18 protein-coding genes and 4 pseudogenes are annotated in these 15,717 nt (G+C 68.7%); 16 read left to right on the top strand and 6 right to left on the bottom strand.

Translation table 11 applies throughout. From position 1 onward, the window contains the following. The first annotated feature begins 208 nt into the window (after positions 1-208). From ACIOGZ_RS12145 to ACIOGZ_RS12110, 8 genes and pseudogenes are all read left to right on the top strand, one after another. Positions 209-811: a winged helix-turn-helix domain-containing protein gene (locus tag ACIOGZ_RS12145; RefSeq protein ID WP_400985781.1), complete on the top strand. Its 603-nt coding sequence runs from the start codon at positions 209-211 to the stop codon at positions 809-811. After that, a pseudogene (locus tag ACIOGZ_RS12140) lies at positions 787-1,296 on the top strand (transposase); the annotation flags it as partial. The gene ACIOGZ_RS12145 and the pseudogene ACIOGZ_RS12140, both read left to right, overlap by 25 nt. A 133-nt stretch (positions 1,297-1,429) precedes the next feature. Then, positions 1,430-2,122, top strand: coding sequence for a response regulator (locus ACIOGZ_RS12135; protein WP_400985779.1), 693 nt, complete (start codon positions 1,430-1,432; stop codon positions 2,120-2,122). Further along, on the top strand, positions 2,119-3,630 hold the full coding sequence (locus tag ACIOGZ_RS12130) for an ATP-binding protein (RefSeq protein WP_400985778.1): 1,512 nt from the start codon (positions 2,119-2,121) through the stop codon (positions 3,628-3,630). Before ACIOGZ_RS12135 ends, ACIOGZ_RS12130 begins: the two co-directional genes overlap by 4 nt. A gap of 276 nt (positions 3,631-3,906) precedes the next feature. Beyond that, positions 3,907-5,175, top strand: a complete 1,269-nt coding sequence (locus tag ACIOGZ_RS12125) for a DUF2079 domain-containing protein (RefSeq protein WP_400985776.1) — start codon at positions 3,907-3,909, stop codon at positions 5,173-5,175. Positions 5,176-5,381: 206 nt separating this feature from the next. Next, the gene (locus tag ACIOGZ_RS12120; protein WP_400985774.1) at positions 5,382-5,630 is read left to right on the top strand and encodes a hypothetical protein; all 249 of its coding nucleotides are present in this window, start codon (positions 5,382-5,384) and stop codon (positions 5,628-5,630) included. 484 nt (positions 5,631-6,114) lie between these two features. After that, a complete protein-coding gene (locus ACIOGZ_RS12115; RefSeq protein ID WP_400985773.1) occupies positions 6,115-6,540 on the top strand; it encodes a DUF6086 family protein in 426 nt (141 codons plus the stop codon). Positions 6,541-6,620: 80 nt separating this feature from the next. After that, entirely contained in the window at positions 6,621-6,746 is a 126-nt protein-coding gene (locus ACIOGZ_RS12110; protein WP_400985771.1) for a hypothetical protein, read from the top strand. Between the two features lie 28 nt (positions 6,747-6,774). Here ACIOGZ_RS12110 and ACIOGZ_RS12105 read toward each other — a convergent pair whose 3' ends face one another. After that, the gene (locus tag ACIOGZ_RS12105) at positions 6,775-7,278 is read right to left on the bottom strand and encodes a hypothetical protein (RefSeq protein WP_400985769.1); all 504 of its coding nucleotides are present in this window, start codon (positions 7,276-7,278) and stop codon (positions 6,775-6,777) included. Between the two features lie 307 nt (positions 7,279-7,585). Here ACIOGZ_RS12105 and ACIOGZ_RS12100 point away from each other — a divergent pair, with 307 nt between their 5' ends. Beyond that, a complete protein-coding gene (locus ACIOGZ_RS12100; protein ID WP_400985768.1) occupies positions 7,586-8,080 on the top strand; it encodes a hypothetical protein in 495 nt (164 codons plus the stop codon). 436 nt (positions 8,081-8,516) lie between these two features. On the opposite strand, the gene ACIOGZ_RS12095 is transcribed toward ACIOGZ_RS12100, so the two are convergent. Together ACIOGZ_RS12095 and ACIOGZ_RS12090 are read right to left on the bottom strand one after the other, a co-directional pair. Further along, on the bottom strand, positions 8,517-8,741 hold the full coding sequence (locus ACIOGZ_RS12095; RefSeq protein WP_363623769.1) for a hypothetical protein: 225 nt from the start codon (positions 8,739-8,741) through the stop codon (positions 8,517-8,519). 549 nt (positions 8,742-9,290) lie between these two features. After that, positions 9,291-9,833: a SixA phosphatase family protein gene (locus ACIOGZ_RS12090; protein WP_400985766.1), complete on the bottom strand. Its 543-nt coding sequence runs from the start codon at positions 9,831-9,833 to the stop codon at positions 9,291-9,293. Positions 9,834-9,977: 144 nt separating this feature from the next. Here ACIOGZ_RS12090 and ACIOGZ_RS12085 point away from each other — a divergent pair, with 144 nt between their 5' ends. The 6 genes and pseudogenes from ACIOGZ_RS12085 to ACIOGZ_RS12060 all read left to right on the top strand — a co-directional run bounded on the left by ACIOGZ_RS12085 (position 9,978) and on the right by ACIOGZ_RS12060 (position 12,427). Beyond that, positions 9,978-10,328 carry an ArsR/SmtB family transcription factor gene (locus ACIOGZ_RS12085; protein ID WP_400985764.1) on the top strand — a complete coding sequence of 117 codons (351 nt, stop codon included), beginning with the start codon at positions 9,978-9,980 and terminating at the stop codon, positions 10,326-10,328. Beyond that, a complete protein-coding gene (locus ACIOGZ_RS12080) occupies positions 10,328-10,786 on the top strand; it encodes an SRPBCC family protein (RefSeq protein WP_400985763.1) in 459 nt (152 codons plus the stop codon). Before ACIOGZ_RS12085 ends, ACIOGZ_RS12080 begins: the two co-directional genes overlap by 1 nt. A gap of 59 nt (positions 10,787-10,845) precedes the next feature. Further along, a pseudogene (locus tag ACIOGZ_RS12075) lies at positions 10,846-11,196 on the top strand (MFS transporter); the annotation flags it as partial. 16 nt (positions 11,197-11,212) lie between these two features. Continuing rightward, positions 11,213-11,329, top strand: a pseudogene (locus tag ACIOGZ_RS12070) (hypothetical protein); the annotation flags it as partial. 37 nt (positions 11,330-11,366) lie between these two features. Then, entirely contained in the window at positions 11,367-11,891 is a 525-nt protein-coding gene (locus tag ACIOGZ_RS12065; protein ID WP_400985761.1) for an MFS transporter, read from the top strand. A gap of 17 nt (positions 11,892-11,908) precedes the next feature. Then, positions 11,909-12,427 (top strand): pyridoxamine 5'-phosphate oxidase family protein, encoded by a 519-nt coding sequence (locus ACIOGZ_RS12060; protein WP_400336135.1) that lies wholly within the window; start codon positions 11,909-11,911, stop codon positions 12,425-12,427. A 43-nt stretch (positions 12,428-12,470) separates the two neighbouring features. Here the strand turns inward: ACIOGZ_RS12060 and ACIOGZ_RS12055 are convergent. After that, positions 12,471-12,858, bottom strand: a pseudogene (locus tag ACIOGZ_RS12055) (Tn3 family transposase); the annotation flags it as partial. 44 nt (positions 12,859-12,902) lie between these two features. Next, positions 12,903-13,628, bottom strand: a complete 726-nt coding sequence (locus ACIOGZ_RS12050; RefSeq protein WP_363587092.1) for a TetR/AcrR family transcriptional regulator — start codon at positions 13,626-13,628, stop codon at positions 12,903-12,905. A 95-nt stretch (positions 13,629-13,723) separates the two neighbouring features. On the opposite strand from ACIOGZ_RS12050, the gene ACIOGZ_RS12045 reads away from it, so the two are divergent. Continuing rightward, on the top strand, positions 13,724-14,848 hold the full coding sequence (locus ACIOGZ_RS12045) for an FAD-dependent oxidoreductase (RefSeq protein ID WP_400985759.1): 1,125 nt from the start codon (positions 13,724-13,726) through the stop codon (positions 14,846-14,848). 290 nt (positions 14,849-15,138) lie between these two features. On the opposite strand, the gene ACIOGZ_RS12040 is transcribed toward ACIOGZ_RS12045, so the two are convergent. Further along, positions 15,139-15,579: a hypothetical protein gene (locus ACIOGZ_RS12040; RefSeq protein ID WP_400985757.1), complete on the bottom strand. Its 441-nt coding sequence runs from the start codon at positions 15,577-15,579 to the stop codon at positions 15,139-15,141. Positions 15,580-15,717 lie beyond the last annotated feature (138 nt).

The following is a 15,717-nucleotide window of genomic DNA, read 5'->3' as shown; positions in this document are numbered from 1 at the left end:
CTCGACCTTCTTGGCCTCGGCCTGGATACCCTCTTCCTCGGCCTTCAGCTCGGCATCGCGCTCCTGGCGCCCCTTCTCTGCGGCGATTCCCCACGCTTCGTCCGCGGCCTGGTTGGCCTGAGTGGCGTCCTTACTGACCTCGGCACTTCAAGGTGATTGGCCTGTTTGTGTAGCTGACTGGCAGTCATTTGCGCGCTATGCCGTTGGTATGCGCTATGCGGATGGGGGCGGGCTGACGGCGAAGGCACGTCAGTGTCGAGAGGCGGTGCGGCTGGAGGCCGCCGCGTTGTTCGACGAAGGCGTCCCGCCGAGGGAGGTTGCCCGCAGGCTGCGGGTGACCGCGAAATCGGCCTACCAGTGGCACCGGGCCTGGCGGGAGGACGGGGTCGGGGCGCTGGCTTCACGGGGACCGGGCGGGCAGCGGTGCAAGCTGTCGGCGCGGTGCCGGGAGAAGCTGGCCGAATACCTCGAGCAGGGGCCGGCCGTGCACGGCTGGGACCAGGACCAGGACCAGGTGTGGACCGGTGCGCGGGTGGCGACGCTGATCGGCCGCAGGTTCCACGTGTCCTACAGCGTCTCGGGGGCCACCCGGCTGATGCGTCGGCTCGGCTTCACCCCGCAGGTTCCCGCGCGCCGGGCCGCCGAACGCGACGAGCAGGTCGTGGCCGCGTGGAGGGAGGCGACCTGGGCGGAGGTAAAAGCGCCCGGGCGGCCTGCGACGGCTGGCTCTGCTTCGAGGACGAAGCCGGGTTCACCCGCAGACCACCCAAAGGACGCACCTGGGGACGTCGCGGCACCACCCCGATCGTGAAGGTGAGCGGCAGCCGCTCGGGGAGGATCTCCATCGCCGGGCTGATCGCGATGCGCCCGGGCTCGCGGACCCGCTTGTGCCACAGGCTGCGGCGCCACACCGGGCGCAAGGGTGAACGCCGCAGCCTGTCCGAGCGCGACTACATCGGGCTGATCGACGGAGTCCATCAGCTGGTCAAGGCGCCGATCGTGCTGGTGTGGGACCGGCTGAACACCCACGTCTCCCATGCGATGCGCGACCTGATCGACGCGCGGGACTGGCTGACGGTGTTCGTGCTGCCCGCATACGCACCCGAGCTGAACGCGGTCGAGTACCTGTGGGCCCACGTCAAACGAAGTCTGGCGAACCTCGCCAGTGTCGCCCTCGACCGGCTCGAAGCCCTCGTCCGCAACCGCCTCAAACGACTGCAGTACCGCTCCGACATCCTCGATGGCTTCCTCAGCGGAACCGGACTCTCCCTCGACCTCCCACCGCCATCACCTTGAAACGCCGAGGTCAGTAACGGCACAGTTGACTGGCCCCTCCCTGGGTGTTGCCCAACGGTGACAGAGCCCATATGAGCTGCACATACTTCACGAGCATGCTGCGCGGGTGGTTACCGAGCGAAGAGGGGTGAGGATGGCGCGCGTACTGCTCGTCGAAGACGACGACGGGCTCCGCGAGGCTCTGGATCTGGCGCTGTCGAGCCTGGGACACGAGGTCCTCGGCGCACCGAACGGTCCTGTAGCGCTGGAGAGGCTGGCTGGCGGCCGAGACGTCGAGTGCGTGGTGTTGGACGTGATGATGCCGCAGATGGACGGGTTCGAGGTCTGCCGGGCGATCCGGCGGCTCGGCCAGACCCCGGTCATCATGCTCACGGCGCGCTCGGGGCCGATCGACATCGTCGCCGGCCTGGAGTGCGGGGCGGACGACTACGTCGCCAAGCCGGTGGAGCCGCGGGTGCTCGACGCCCGGATCAAGGCGGTGCTCCGGCGAGTGACTCCGACCGCCGAACCAAACGGCGAGGCGAGCGTCGTGGACCTGGGGTCGGTTCGCGTGGACACCCGCGCGATGACCGTCACCAAGCACGGTGCGCCGGTGGAACTGACCCCGACCGAGCTACGTCTGCTGCTGGAGTTCGTCCTCCACCCCGGGCAGGTCCTGACCCGACAGGTGCTTCTGGACCGTGTCTGGGACTACGGGTACCTCGGCGACTCGCGCATCGTTGATGCGTGCGTCTGGCGTCTGCGGGCGAAGACCGAGGACGACCCGGCCCGTCCCTCGCTGATCGCCACCGTGCGCGGGGTCGGCTACCGGCTGGACCTTCCATGAGCGGCCGTCTCGGACTGCGCGGCCGCATCACCGTTACCGTGCTGCTCACGCTGCTGCTGCCTTCGGTGCTCCTTTCCCTGCTCAGCTACCGCGCTCTGCGAGGCCGCGCCGAGCAGGACTTCCGCGCCCGGGTACTGTCCAGCGCGCTGTCGGACTTCACCTCAGCGGCCAACTCCGTCCGGGCCCAGGTCAAACCGAACGCCCTGCTCAGCGCCCACGAAGCGCTCGCCGTGCGAAAGTTCAACACGTACGCGGTGTACGCCATGAAGCCGAACCCGAACGGCACCGGGTACACGGTCCCCGACCCGAACGAGCCGCCGGGTCCCGATCAGGATCCGAGCACCTGGCCCGGCCTCAGGGCCACCAGCGTGTCCGACGCGAGCGACGCGCAGATCTCTTCCACCCCCCTCACGGCGTTCCTGAAGACCGGCAACTATCCGCCGCTGCTGGACGAGCGGCACCTTGCTCTCGTACACCCCGCGGGCAAGCCCTGGCTGGTCGTCGGGGCCGTCGTCGGCAGCCAGGGAACGAGCGACCGGTACCCGGGTGCCCCCGTCGTAGCAGTCGAGTACCACTCGCTCCAGCCGGTCGACGATGAGGCGAGTGCTGATCTGCGCAGTCTCCTTCTGGTCTCTGCGGCCACGGTGGTGGTCGGCGCCCTGCTCGCCTGGCTCGTCGCCGGCCGGGTCCAACGACCCGTCACTGCCGCCAGCGCGGCCGCACGCGCACTCGGCACCGGAGACCTGACAGCCCGCCTGCCGGTGTCCGGACATGATGAACTCTCCGATCTAAGTTCCTCGTTCAACCAGATGGCCGACCGCCTGGCCGAGACGATCGACCAACTCACCCGGCACCAGGCGCGCCAGCGGCAGTTCGTCGCGGACGTGAGCCATGAGCTGCGTACACCAACCGCCTCGCTCCTGGCGGCGGCGACCGCGCTGGAGCACCCCGCCACCAGGGACAGCGCCGCGACGCTGATCGCCCCTCAGCTCCGGCGGCTGGCCACGCTCACCGAGGATCTGCTGGAGATCTCGCGCATGGATGCGGGCGAGGCCACCGTGGTCCCGCAGCCGGTCGATCTCGCCGACCTGGTCGCCGACGTCGTCACCCACAGCGAATCACCCGAGTCGGTGACCGTCCGGACCGAGGGCGACACCAGCGCCGACGTCGATCCGCGCCGGATGCACACCGTGATCACCAACCTGGTGTCCAACGCGCTACGTCACGGCGCCGCACCAGTGGAGGTGACGGTCCGCGGGGTGGAACACAGCGTGGTCGTCCGTGTCGCCGACTCCGGGCCCGGTGTACCTGAGGAACTGCGCGAACAGGTCTTCGATCGCTTCGTACGGGCCGACCCCGCGCGCGCTTCCGGCCATGGCGCCCCGGGCAGCGCCGGCAACGGGCTCGGACTGGCGATCGCCCGGGAGAACGCGCGACTGCACCACGCCACGCTGACCCTCGCCAACGAGCCGGGCGCCGTGTTCACGCTGACCGTACCAAAACAGTGACAGGCCGATTCCCGTGGCCGACCCAGGTCATGGGAACCCCACACGGAGCCACAACCGCGCACACACACGGCGGTGACGCCCCGAACAAGCCGCGCGACCAGCCTGCCCGGGGTGACCACTCGAACACCGCTCACCCACCCGCACCCTGCCGCAGCCCCCGCCCAGCCCCCACACCCACCCCGTCACCGACGAGGGGCGCCAACTGCCCTGGGCAGCGCCTTCCTACTGGCCTACCTGACACTGTCACTGCGCCGGTACGACCGCTTCGGCTCCGGCGTGGACCTCGCCATCTTCGGGCAGGCCGTCAAACACCTCGCCGCAGGCCAGGCCCCGGTAGTCGAACTCAAAGCCCCCGGCTTCCTGGCCTTCGGTGATCACTTCGACCCCGCCATCGCCCTCGCAGCCCCGTTCTACCGCATCTGGCCCGACATCCGGGTCCTGCTCTGCATCCAGGCACTGCTCGTAGCAGTGGCTGTCGCCATCATCGCCAACATCGCGACCGTCACGCTCGGCCAATGGCGAGGACTGTCGGTCGGTGCGGCGCTCGGAACGTCGGTCGGCGTCCAGAACGCCGTGGACTTCGACTTCCACGAAGTCGCCTTTGCCGCCCCCCTGCTGGCGCTCGCCCTGCGGGCCTACCTACTCGGCCAATGGCGCCTGTGCGCCGCCCTCACGGCCGGACTCCTGTTAATCAAGGAGGATTCCGCCTTCATCATGCTGGGCATCGCCATCGCCCTGGCCATACGAGGCCGACGCACCCTGGCCGCCGCGCTAGCGACCTGGGCAGTGGTCGGCCTCGCAATAGTTCTTACGATCGTCATCCCGTCCATGAGCTACTGGCATCGCTACACCTACGCTCCGCAGGCCGAGGGCCCATGGACGCTCCTCACGGCTTGTGCCCACAGCCTCGGCACCAGCCTGGTCACCGATGGCACTGCGTCGCGGACTCTTGTTCTTCTGCTGGCGGGCGCAGGAGTCATCGGGGCGCGTTCCCCACTGATCTGGGCCGCCCTGATCCCCTTCCTCGCGCGAGCCGCGAACGCCAACCCCGCGTACTGGGGACCGGGCTTCCACTACAACCTGCTCATCGAGGTGGCCCTCTTCGCTGCCCTTGTCGATGCGCTACAGCACCGCACCCGAGCCGAACCCGTGGTCTGGGCACTGATCGCCTGGATGACGGCTGCCGCCCTTGCCTGCGGGCCGCTCGCCACCGTCACCTCCCCCCAAGACGACTGTCCGCGCTGCCGCGCCACGTACCCGGCGCTGGCCGTGATCCCGGACGGCGCGACGGTCGCCGCCGACACCTACCTGCTCCCGCACCTCGTCGACCGCACCACGGGCTACCTGCTCACCCCTGAATTCACCGACTCTGCCGGGCATCCCCTCACACCGGACTGGGTGGTGCTCGACGAACAGACCTCCACGTATGGAGGCCCGTCATGGGTACCCGCGCTCACTCGTCGCCTTGCCTCCACCTATGAGGAGGTCTCGGCCGGGGACGGATACCTCGTGCTGCATCGCAGGGCCGTGGCGACGCCTGACTGACCCGGAGACGCGACCCCCGTGCGGTCTCGGCAGTCCGACGGTGTGTCTGGCTAATGTTCGGTGCTTGGCTTCTTGAAGATCACTAAGCCGCTTCGGCGGCGCGATGGCCTTAACGTTCAATCCAGCAGCATTACCGGTGAGACCCCGATCAGCTCGACGCTCCGACTGCTGACGAGCAGCAGCCCGCCCCCGCGCCGGATCCGGACGTGGTGCTCAACCTGCCCGGACTTCTCGCCGACCACCTCGCCACCGTCGGCGACGAGACCGTCCGCCAGACGCTCGCCTCCGGCCGGACCATCCGCCGCGGCCAGGGCCACTCGCTCCGAATCACCGCCCCACTCAACCTCCACCGCACCGCGCCGCAGCAGAGCGCCGCCCTCGCAGCCGACACGGCCGGGCCCGCCGAGCGCAAGGCCTACCGGGTCTACGCCACGCGCATCGCGGCCGCCGAGTAGCCGTCAGCCCGTTTGGGGCCCCTGGCACGATCGTTAACGGCACCCCGACTCCCACAGGCCACCTCCACGCAGGCGGAACGGACGCGAGCTGCCAGATCTGCCTGACGGCCGCCGCCGGGTCACCTCCGCGCTGGCGGCGTGGACGTCTTCGTCCCCGGTCGCTCCGGTCGCTGCCTGGTGTCCGCGTACTGATCTGAGTGCTCCAGTGCGTACGGGCTTGCGTGCACCACCGGCCCGGCTCAACGGAGTGTGACCAGCGTTGGCATCGCATAGTTCGGCCTGGGCTGCCAAGGGGCGGAGTTCATCGGTCAGGTGTCTGAAGAGTGCTCCTGTGGACCATTCCACTCGCTGTAGTCTCGTGCCGTGGTCGACGAGTGGCTTTGTCCATGAGAACGGGTTCTGGCTCACTTTTCGTGGAGGGGTGACTGACCGTAGTCTCATGTGCTCGCGACACTGGCCGGTATGGCCAGCAGGGAGGGGCCGCATGAGCCAGTACTACGACATAGGCGACGAGACCCTGTGGAACCCATCGAACGGGGCCTCCCGGCTGTTCCTGGGCCAGGTGAGCCTCTACCAGGCGGAACTGGGTCTGCCGTCCGGTATCGGACCGATGCAGGCTGACGAGTGCCAGATCGACCCCGTCGTGTTCAAGGAGTTCGTCGACGCCCTGCTCGCGTGGCATCGGAGAACAACCCACGCAGTCATGGCTGCCCTGTCCGAGGGCTTCGTCGCCACGGTGCTGGTCCTGGTGGAAAGGGCAGGCATCGAGGTGAACTGGCAGCCATCAGGCTCTGCCGAGGGCAGCCTCAAGGATCTTCAGGTGCCGGCGGCCCCGGTTTCCTCTGATGCGGCTTGGGTGGCTGCCCTTCAGTACAAGTCGCGCGAGCTGGGCCGATTCATGGCGGTCTGAGTCTGTTCGCCCTGCGACGTGCATGGACGCGATCAGAAGGCGATGTCCTATGAGTAGAGCAGGACGCGCTTGCGGAGGAGATGGAAGCCTGCTCGGCCGAACATCTGGCGCTTGAGCATCTTAAGATCAAGATGCTCAAGCGCCAGATGTTCGGCCGCGCGAAACTCGACCTCCTCCGCAAGCGCATACTCCTCACCCAGCCGTGAGGGCTGGGCAGTCAGTCAGGTGGCTGCCCTATCGCCACAGGTCAGCTCCGTCACGCCCACTTGGATCCATCGTGAGGAGATCCTCGTGCAGACCTGCGAGGACTCGTCCCGTCGGAGAGAGGTCCTCTCCGGTCTCCATCACCCTCCAGCCGACATCGACGCCCGAAATGTTCACATCGCCGCCGGCGTCAAGCTCGTCAAGCGTCGTGAACACCGCCTCATAGGCCACTGCCCGGGCCAGGAGAACCAGGTCGGCCCGGTCCGCGCCGGCGGCAAGGAGCCGCTTGGCGGCTGGGAGTTGATCGAGCGCGCCCGGGTCGGCCCAGTCGTCGATCGGACTACACCACAGGCTTCGGAGCAGCATGAACCGGGCGAGATGCGGCAGGTCCTCGCTCAACTCCGACTTGACCCAGTCTGCGGCGTCAGCCGCACCAAGAGCGTCGAACTGGGCACGCAACGACAGTGCCAAGGCCTGTGACTTGGCATCCAGGCCGCTCAGCCACGCCTGCCACGCCGTTTGGGGATCACTCACCGCACCAGCATGCCCCATGGCCACCAGGGCCGGATGAGGAGGATCAGGCTCCGATCACGGAACTCGCGCCAGAGCCAGTCTGCCGTGTCCGCTGACACTCCAACCGGGGCACCAGATCATCCACGGTCCCGCACTGTCAGCCACCATGCCCCGGCCACTGGCGAATTCCGGGCAACTTCCCGACGCCCACAGGTCTTCTAGATCGTCACTCAGCGTGTGTGGACCACGGAAGTTGAGCCAGAACCACAACTCACCTATAAAGCCACCGCCGTCGACGCACTGGCGCTCGGCCTGCTTGGATACAGGTGTGAACAGCGGCAGCCATCAGGAATCGGGCCTCTCGAAGAGCGTCTGGAGCGACACCGACTTCGAGGAGATGGGATGGCACGACGCCACCGTACACGGCCTGTACGTGCAGCAGACGCAAGACGTCCTGCCTCGGCTTCTGCTCGACCTCGACTACATCGTCCGCTGGGTCCACCCGGTCCGGCCGGCAAAGAACTTCTCCTTCTGGATCGCCCCTGCGACGCTCGTCTTCGAAGAGGTCTGGGACCTTGAGGGCGACCTCGGTTTCAAGGGCATGCATCCGGAGCTGGAGATCGACTCGGTGCGCCGGCTGGCGCCGGACGACGGCAGGCAGGACTGGCCGCAATGGCACGTCGAAGGCCACTCGTTCGACCTGAAGTTCCGCGCGTCGGGCTTCCGTCAGTACTTCCGCGACACCCCGCGGCTCACGTCGGTCCAGGCCCTGTCCGCAGCCGAGCGCGGAGGCTGCTGCTTCACCGAGGTCGGCTTCGGCTGAGCAGGTTCGGTCCCGCGTCCTCGACCGGGAGCGGGTGACACCACTCGGCAGTACGCCACGGGCCTCGTCCCGAACCCGGTCTGACCTGAGTTCAACTCCCGGCCGATGGCGCCCGAAGGGACCCGCCGAGACCGTCGCCACCGCTGGACCGGCTTCGGACCGTCGGCGAGCGGCTGAACGCCCTATCCGCCCGCCTGTCGGACAGGGCTGAGGTGCCGTCGCCGACCCACGCACCCCCACGCACCGCGCTCGAACTCGAACTCGAACTCGACTGACGCCGGGACGGCCGGCGGCCCTGACACCGGCCATGGGGCGCCCGGCCACCGGTGTATGACCGCCACGGTGGCCGGGCTCTGAACCCCGGTGGCACGGGTCCGGACGATGAAGAGGGGGATGTCCACCGTCCGAACCACGCTCTCGACCACCGGTCCTCTTCTCACCCCGATCCGCCCCCGCAAACCACCAGGCATCGCAGAAGGCCACCGGCAGTGGCGACGACGTCCAGGGCGTGCTCGGAGAACACCCTGCCCTGGCCGTCCCGCTCGGGGCGCAGCGCGGACAGCTTCGCCCCGGCTGGGAGCAGGGCGGCGGCCTCGCGGCGCCCGGTCGCGGTCAGGGTCCACAGCTTGCGGTTGTCCGGCAGGCGCAGATCCTCCCGCACCCTCCCCGTACCCTCCCCGCGGCCTCCAGGTCGACCACGGCGTCGCGGGTCGCCCGATCGTTGCGCTGTCCCGGCAGGACCAGATGCCACAGCTCCCGCCCGGTGGCGCGCCGGAACAGGCCATGGCCGGGCTTGTGGACGCTGGCCCATCGCGGCGGCCTGGGTGTCCAGGCCCTCACCGTCTGGGTCTTTCGCACCGAGGCGGACACGCTGGAGACTGGCTCGGCAGGAACGCAGCCTCGCCGGTCTTCCTCGGTCTGCCGACGATTCGACAGCATCGCAGCCCCCGCCGTGCAGTGAGGCTCAGCACGGCACGCCTGCGACGCTGTCGTCCAGGCACGACGGCGTCGGGCCCTGAGTCCTGTCCGACGAATGACCAGACAAATGAGCAGTTGAACACCCCATCGGACAGACGTCGACCGCCGGATGTCGCTGGCGACGAGGTCACCGGGCGGTCTGGAACCGGTAGACCTTCCGGCCGCCGGCGGGCCCGGCCAGGGTGGTGGGGCGTGGGACGCCGGACGCACCGACGCCTCGAGGTGCACCGTCTCAACCCTGCGACGGCGTCCAGAACGCGGTGATCCTCGCGACTCCGGGCCCGATCCTCTGCCAGGAACCGTCGAACTCGAGGACGGCCACGGAGGCGGTCGGGAACCCAGACTCCTCCACCCGCCGCGAGAGGTCGCCGTCGGCCGTTCCGACGAGGAGCCGGACCAGCTCGGACAGGCTCGGATTGTGTCCGACGACGACCAGGTCGCCCACGTCGTCCGAACTCCCCCGCACCATCGCGACCAGCTCGCCGATCCCCGCTTCCCCCCGATGGATCTCCACACTGAGGTCGTAGAGCCCCTGCTCGTGGACCGTCTCGGGGAGCCGCGGCAACGCGGCGCCCACACGTTCCCAGGTCTCCCTGGTCCGGCGGGCGCCGGACACCCGCGCGAGATCGGGCGTGATGCCGGAACCCGCGAGCCATCGTCCGGCCCGGGACGCCTCCTCCCGCCCCCACTCGTCGAGACGCCGTTCCCTGTCGACCGCCGTCTCCCGTTCGGCCTGCGCATGACGGATCAGGACGAGCCTCCGGCCGGTACCCACGATCACGTTGACCTCCCCCTGTCCGCGGGCCGTGGCGCCGCCCGGCGGAATCGCCTGATCCGTTGCATCCGAACACTATCCGGCGCGAGTTACGCAGCAAGGAAGCACTTGACTGTAAATATGTGCCGACTCATAGTTAAGTACATGCCTAACTATGGTGGATCGCTGGACCGGGTGTTCCAGGCGCTGGCGGATGGAACGCGCCGGGCGATGGTGCAGCGCCTGATCCGTGGGCCTGCGCCGGTCAGCGAACTGGCCAGGCCACTGGAGATGTCGCTACCGGCGGTCATACAGCACATCCAGGTGCTGGAAGCGTGCGGGCTGGTCAGATCCGAGAAGGTCGGCCGCGTCCGCACCTGCCGCATCGAGCCGGAGGTACTGCGGACGGCCGAGGACTGGCTTGCCGAGCAGCGCACGTCCTGGGAATGGCGCCTGGACCAGCTCGGCGACTACCTGCTCGATGATCCCGGCACACCGGAGCAAGGGAACTTGTGATGATCGACCGTTCTGTCACGCACGCCACGTTCACCCTCGAACGCCTCTACCCGGCCACGGCGGCCCGGGTGTTCGCGGCATGGGCCAACCCGAAGGCGAAGGCCCGCTGGTTCTCCACCCCCGATGCGGAGCATGAACTGGACTTCCGGGTCGGGGGCCGGGAGGTCAACCGCAGCCACCCGGACAGCGGCCTGTCGATGACGTTTGAGTCGTTGTACCGCGACATCGTCCGGGACGAGCGCATCGTCTACACCTCCATGTTGCACGTGGAAGACGACCTGGCGACGGTATCGCTGACGACCGTGGCGTTCTGCCCGGCCGATGGGGGCACCCGGCTGGTCCTCACCGAGCAGGGCGCCTTCCTCGATGGCCGGGAGGAGCCCTCCTGGCGGAAGCACGGCACGGGCGACTGGCTTGACGCGCTGGGCGTCGAGCTGGGTACGGGAGGGCGCGAGTGAGCCCGCGGGCGGCCGCCTTGAGGTGGCGGGCGCTGGTGTTGCTGGGCACGGCGTTCTTCATGACCATCCTGGACGGGACCAGCTTGCTCACCGCCCTGCCGGCCGTCGAGCGGGAGTTTCGGGTGCACGGCACCACCGTCCACTGGGCGGTCACGGCCTACGCGCTGGCCTTTGCCGGCCTGCTGCTGCTGTGCGGCCGCGCCGCGGATCTGCTCGGCCGCCGCAGGGTCTTCCTGGCCGGGATGTCGCTGCGCGTGTTGGCCTCGTTGGGACGCGGGTTCGCCCCGACGGTCGAAGCCCCGGTTGCGGCCCGCGCTTTGCAGGGTGTGTCGGCCGCCATCATCGCCCCCGCAGCCTTGCCCATGGTGATGAACGCCTTCGCCGAAGGCAGCGAGCGGAACAGGGCACTGGGAATCTGGGGGTGGGATCAGAGGGTTCGGTGCCACCGCCGGGCTGCTGCTCGGCGGCCTGATCACCAGTACGCTCGGCTGGCAGTGGGTCTTCTGGACCGACGTCCCGGTCGGGGTGGTGGTGCTGATCCTCGCGCCGGTGATACTGCCTCACGGCCGGGGTGATGACCGTGGCGGCCGTCGTCGGCGCTCTGGTCTGCCAGCGGGTTGTGACCAGGATCGGCGTGCGTCCGGTCGCGACCGTCGACACTGCCCTGCTCGGTGGAGCCTGCCTGCTACTCACCCTGGTGGTGCCCGAGCACAGCTCACCGGAACTGCTGACATTTGCCCTGTTGGTCTTCGGGGCGGGCATGGGCACCGCCACCGTCTGTACGCAGATCACGGCGTTCACCGGTGTCGCTGAACGGCACTCCGGTCTGGCCGCCGGACTCGCCGATACCTGCTTCGCGGTTGGTACCGCCCTCAGCGTAGCCATCGCCGGCAGCGTTGTCGCCGCGCAGGCACCCACGCCTGGGATCGCCGCGCCGCAGACGCTGGTTCCCGGTCATCAGGCCGCGTTCGGCGTGATCGGCCTCGTCGCGGCAGTGGGCGTGGTCATCGCTCTGGCCGTGCTCGGCAAGCGATCGGCACCGGTCACCAGAGAGACCGCGACGCCTCCCGTCGACCAGATCGTGACCGACCCCATTTCCAACTGACCCATTGAGGAGCTTCCATGTCAGACCGTGACCCGGTCGCCGAGATCGGACCCTTCAGCGACTCAGGCGCCGACGCGACCCCCTGGCCGACCGCACTGCGTGAGCTGGAGCAGGCGCGACTGTTCTGGCTGTCCACCGTCCGGCCCGACAGCCGGCCCCACGTGACACCGTTGCTGGCCGTCTGGACCGGCGGCGCCCTGTACTTCGCCACCGGTGACCAAGAGCGCAAGACGCGTAACCTCCACGCGAACGACCACTGCGTCATGACGACCGGCACGAACGTCCTCGACGGTATCGACATCACCATCGAGGGACGTGCCGAGTTGGTGTGCGATCCGGCTGAACGCAGCACCACCGCCGACGCCTACGAGAGCAAGTACGGCGACCTGCTGACGAGCCCGGACGGCACCTGGCACGGCCTCGGTGGCACCATCCGCTCCGGCAAGGTCCTGCTGTACCGCATCGACCCGGAGGCCGGATTCGCCTTCGGCAAGGGCGAGACGTACAGCCAGACCCGCTACCGCTTTCAACACTGACCGCTGACTCCGCGGGCGCGTGTCAGACGGCCGAGCGCTGGCCCGTGAACCTGCGCAGGATCGCCTCGGTGGACGCGGTACGGGTCCGGATCGCGGTCGCGTACTTGACTATCTGATCGTGCTGCTGGGTGATGAGTTCCCAGCGGATCGGGCGGGTCAGCGCCGGGGCCAGCTGCGGGTAGGCGTCCGGCTCGCCGGCCCGGCCGGTACAGCTTCACCTTGTTGATCCGCTTGGTCCTCGGCAGCAGATCAAAGTTCAGCAGCCTCGTGACGCCGAACCCGATTTCCGACTGGCCGTGCGAGTCCGTGTAGTTGGCCTCCACGTCCATGGTGGTGTCGTGCCGCATCGTGCCCTCGATCATCGCAGCGACCTCGGAGGCGGTGCAGTTGATCAGCTGGGAGTGGATGGCCAGGGACTTCTTCTCCACGTGCCTTGTGATCGTCTCGGCGCCATGTGGCCACCGCACGCCGCGGGTCAACCGGATGTGGGCCGCAGATTGTTCATGAGCAGGCCGAGGGCGAACTCGAAGCGGTCGTGTCCGGTGCCGGAGATCAGCTCGGCGGCATGGCGTCGGGTGTGCGGAAACTTCTCGGCGGGCAGTGCGGTGAAGCGGTCCAGCAACTCCTCGTGGCTGAGCACCCATTCGTGATCCTGGTGCCGGCGCCGTTGCCGGACCAGCGACTGCTCCAGTGCATAGGCGCTGACGTAGAGGGAGAGCGCGTCGCGGGCCCATCCGGCCGTCCTCGGTTCGATGCCGCCCGCGAGCAGGATCGCCAGGATTCCTTCGCCGACTCGCAGCGTTTCCAGGTTGGTCGGCACCATGGCCAGCGCGGCGCGCGAGATTCCAGGGTATTCCAGGTACAGGTCGCGGATCTGTGTGTACACCCCGAGCAGCTGCTCGCGCCAGGCGGCCGGGTCCGGTTCGGGGAGCATGACCTCGGCGTAGAGCCTGCCGATCAGCAGATCGTCGATGTCGTCCTTGTTGACGATGTGCGCGTACAGCGACGACGGACCGGTGCCGAGCACGGCGGCGACCCGGCGGATGGTCAGCGCGTCATACCCCTCGGTGGCGACGACCTCCAGGGCGGCGTCGGTGATCCGTTCGACGGTGATCGGCTTCTTGCGTGGCGCCGACGCGGCGACCTCCGCTGCGGGTTGGGCGTGGCGAGCTGCGCGGCGTTGGCGGGGATCGGCGGACATGCCGACCACTATACCTTGACGCGATCTAAGTTCGTTGAGTAGAACTTAGATCACCGAAACGAACTAAGTTCGTACCGATGTTCCGGAGGTATGCGATGCGAGTTTCCATTGTCGGAGCAGGCCTGGGAGGCCTGGCCCTCGCGCAGGGTCTGCGCGGTGCCGGGATCGAGGCCGACGTGTTCGAGCGTGACCCGGGGATCGCCGCACGATTCCAGGGCTACCGGCTCGTGCTGGACCCGATCGGTTTCCAGGCGGTGCGCGACTGCCTGCCGACGCGCTGGCACCCGCTGCTGGACGAGATCGTCATGGACGCCTCCGCCGAGCAGCTGATCCTGGACCCGCAGCTGAACGAGATCGGCAGGCTCGGCGCGGGCCGGACCGGCATCGTGGTCGACCGGCAGGTACTGCGACACCTGTTGCTGACCGGCCTCACCGTGCACACCGATGCCGCGCTGACCGGCTACGACGTGCTGGCCGACGGCAATGTCCAAGCCCAGTTCGCCCGCCGCGACCCGGCCACCGCCGACCTGCTCGTCGGCGCGGACGGCGTCACCTCCGCGGTCCGCGAGGTGCTGTCGCCGCAGACCACCCCGACCGACACCGGCGTCCGGTTCGTCATCGGCCGCACCCCGCTGACCGACGAGTTCGCCGGCCTGTCCAAGGCATACGGCTCGAAGATCGCGGGCGACGGCGTCAGCCTGCTGCTCGGCGCGATGCGCTTCCGTACCCCGCCGAAGCAGGCCACCCAGCAACTGGCCCCCGAAGTCACGCTGCCCGACATCGGCGACTACGTGCGCTGGGCCATGATCCTGCCGCCGAACGGCTCACCGGAGAACCTGACCGCGCAGGACACCGTGCTGTCCAGGATGGAAGGGTGGCACCCGCAGCTACGCACGCTGATCGAGCAGGCCGACCCGGACAACAGCACCCTGCTGTCCATCCGGGTGGTCAAGCCCGGTGAGCGCTGGGCGTCCGGTCCGGTCACGCTGCTCGGCGACGCGATCCACGCCATCTCCCCGACCGGCGGCAACGGTGCGAACACCGCACTGCGCGACGCCGACCTGCTGCGCCGCTGCCTGATCGAGGCACGCGAAGGCCGCCAGGATCTGCTCAGTGCGGTCGACGACTACGAGCGGCAGATGTTCGAGTACGGCGCCGAGGCCGTGCGCAGCAGTCTCGAGAAGCTGCCGGCCTTCGCCCCCGAAGCGAAACTGTCCTGAGGTCGAAGTTCACCTTGCGCGATCAACCGGACCCGCCCGCTCGTGGACATCCTGATCTCCGCCAGCTGACGACGCGGCCGACTACTGGAGGCCAGCGACAAGATCGTTCGGCCGTTGGCAGCGCACGGTGGCGCGTCGGCCCCGCACGCGCGGGGGTGGGTCGCTCGGTTGGGTCGCCCGCCGGTCGAGCAGTCGCAGCCCGTCACGCGCCCGTGGGCCAGCCTTTGTCAGGGCGGGTCGATGTGGGTCGACGGTTCGGCTCGACGCGAGTGTGCGCTGGTGGTCCCCGATCAGCGGCGGCCGGTGGCCAGGATGACGAGGAACTGGCCGCCGCCCGCCTCGATGTCGGCGGTCACCGGCAGCCCCGGTGCCAGTCGGGAGAACCGGTCCACCAACCAATCCGCCGCGTCCTGGGCGTCCTGCCTGGTCGGACAACGGCCCACCATCTCGCGGCCCCCCTTGCGCTCCAGCCTCGTGGCAACGGTGATCAGCGGCGCGGGTTCGGCCACGTACAGGCGGTCCGGCCAGGCGATGACCACCTTGACCGCGCCCTTGCGGGTGTTGCACCCGCGGTGCGCGAGCCGCTCGGCGACCTTGGCCTTCCGGTCGGCGGTCCGGCTGTCAACGCTGGGCCCCCTGGGATCGTTCACCGACTTGTCGGGGTCGACCGGTTCGTCGCACACCCAGCATCGCCAGCCGTCGCGCTCAGCCACATCATCGAGGAGACTCACCCGGACAAACTAGCTTGCCCGGCCGCCACCCCGCGCACCAGGGCCTCGGCAACCAGGTGAGCGGTGGTCCACGTTGTTCCTGAACGACGGGCGAATGATCGGGAATCTGCGGTCACCACCCGACTTTGCCGGCCTCTG

Origin of the sequence: Kitasatospora sp. NPDC088160 (assembly GCF_044741445.1) — a bacterium.
In the GTDB taxonomy this organism is placed as follows: Bacteria; Actinomycetota; Actinomycetes; order Streptomycetales; family Streptomycetaceae; genus Kitasatospora.
Note: the sequence above shows the minus strand (reverse complement) of the source record. Positions and strands in the feature narration are given on the sequence as shown.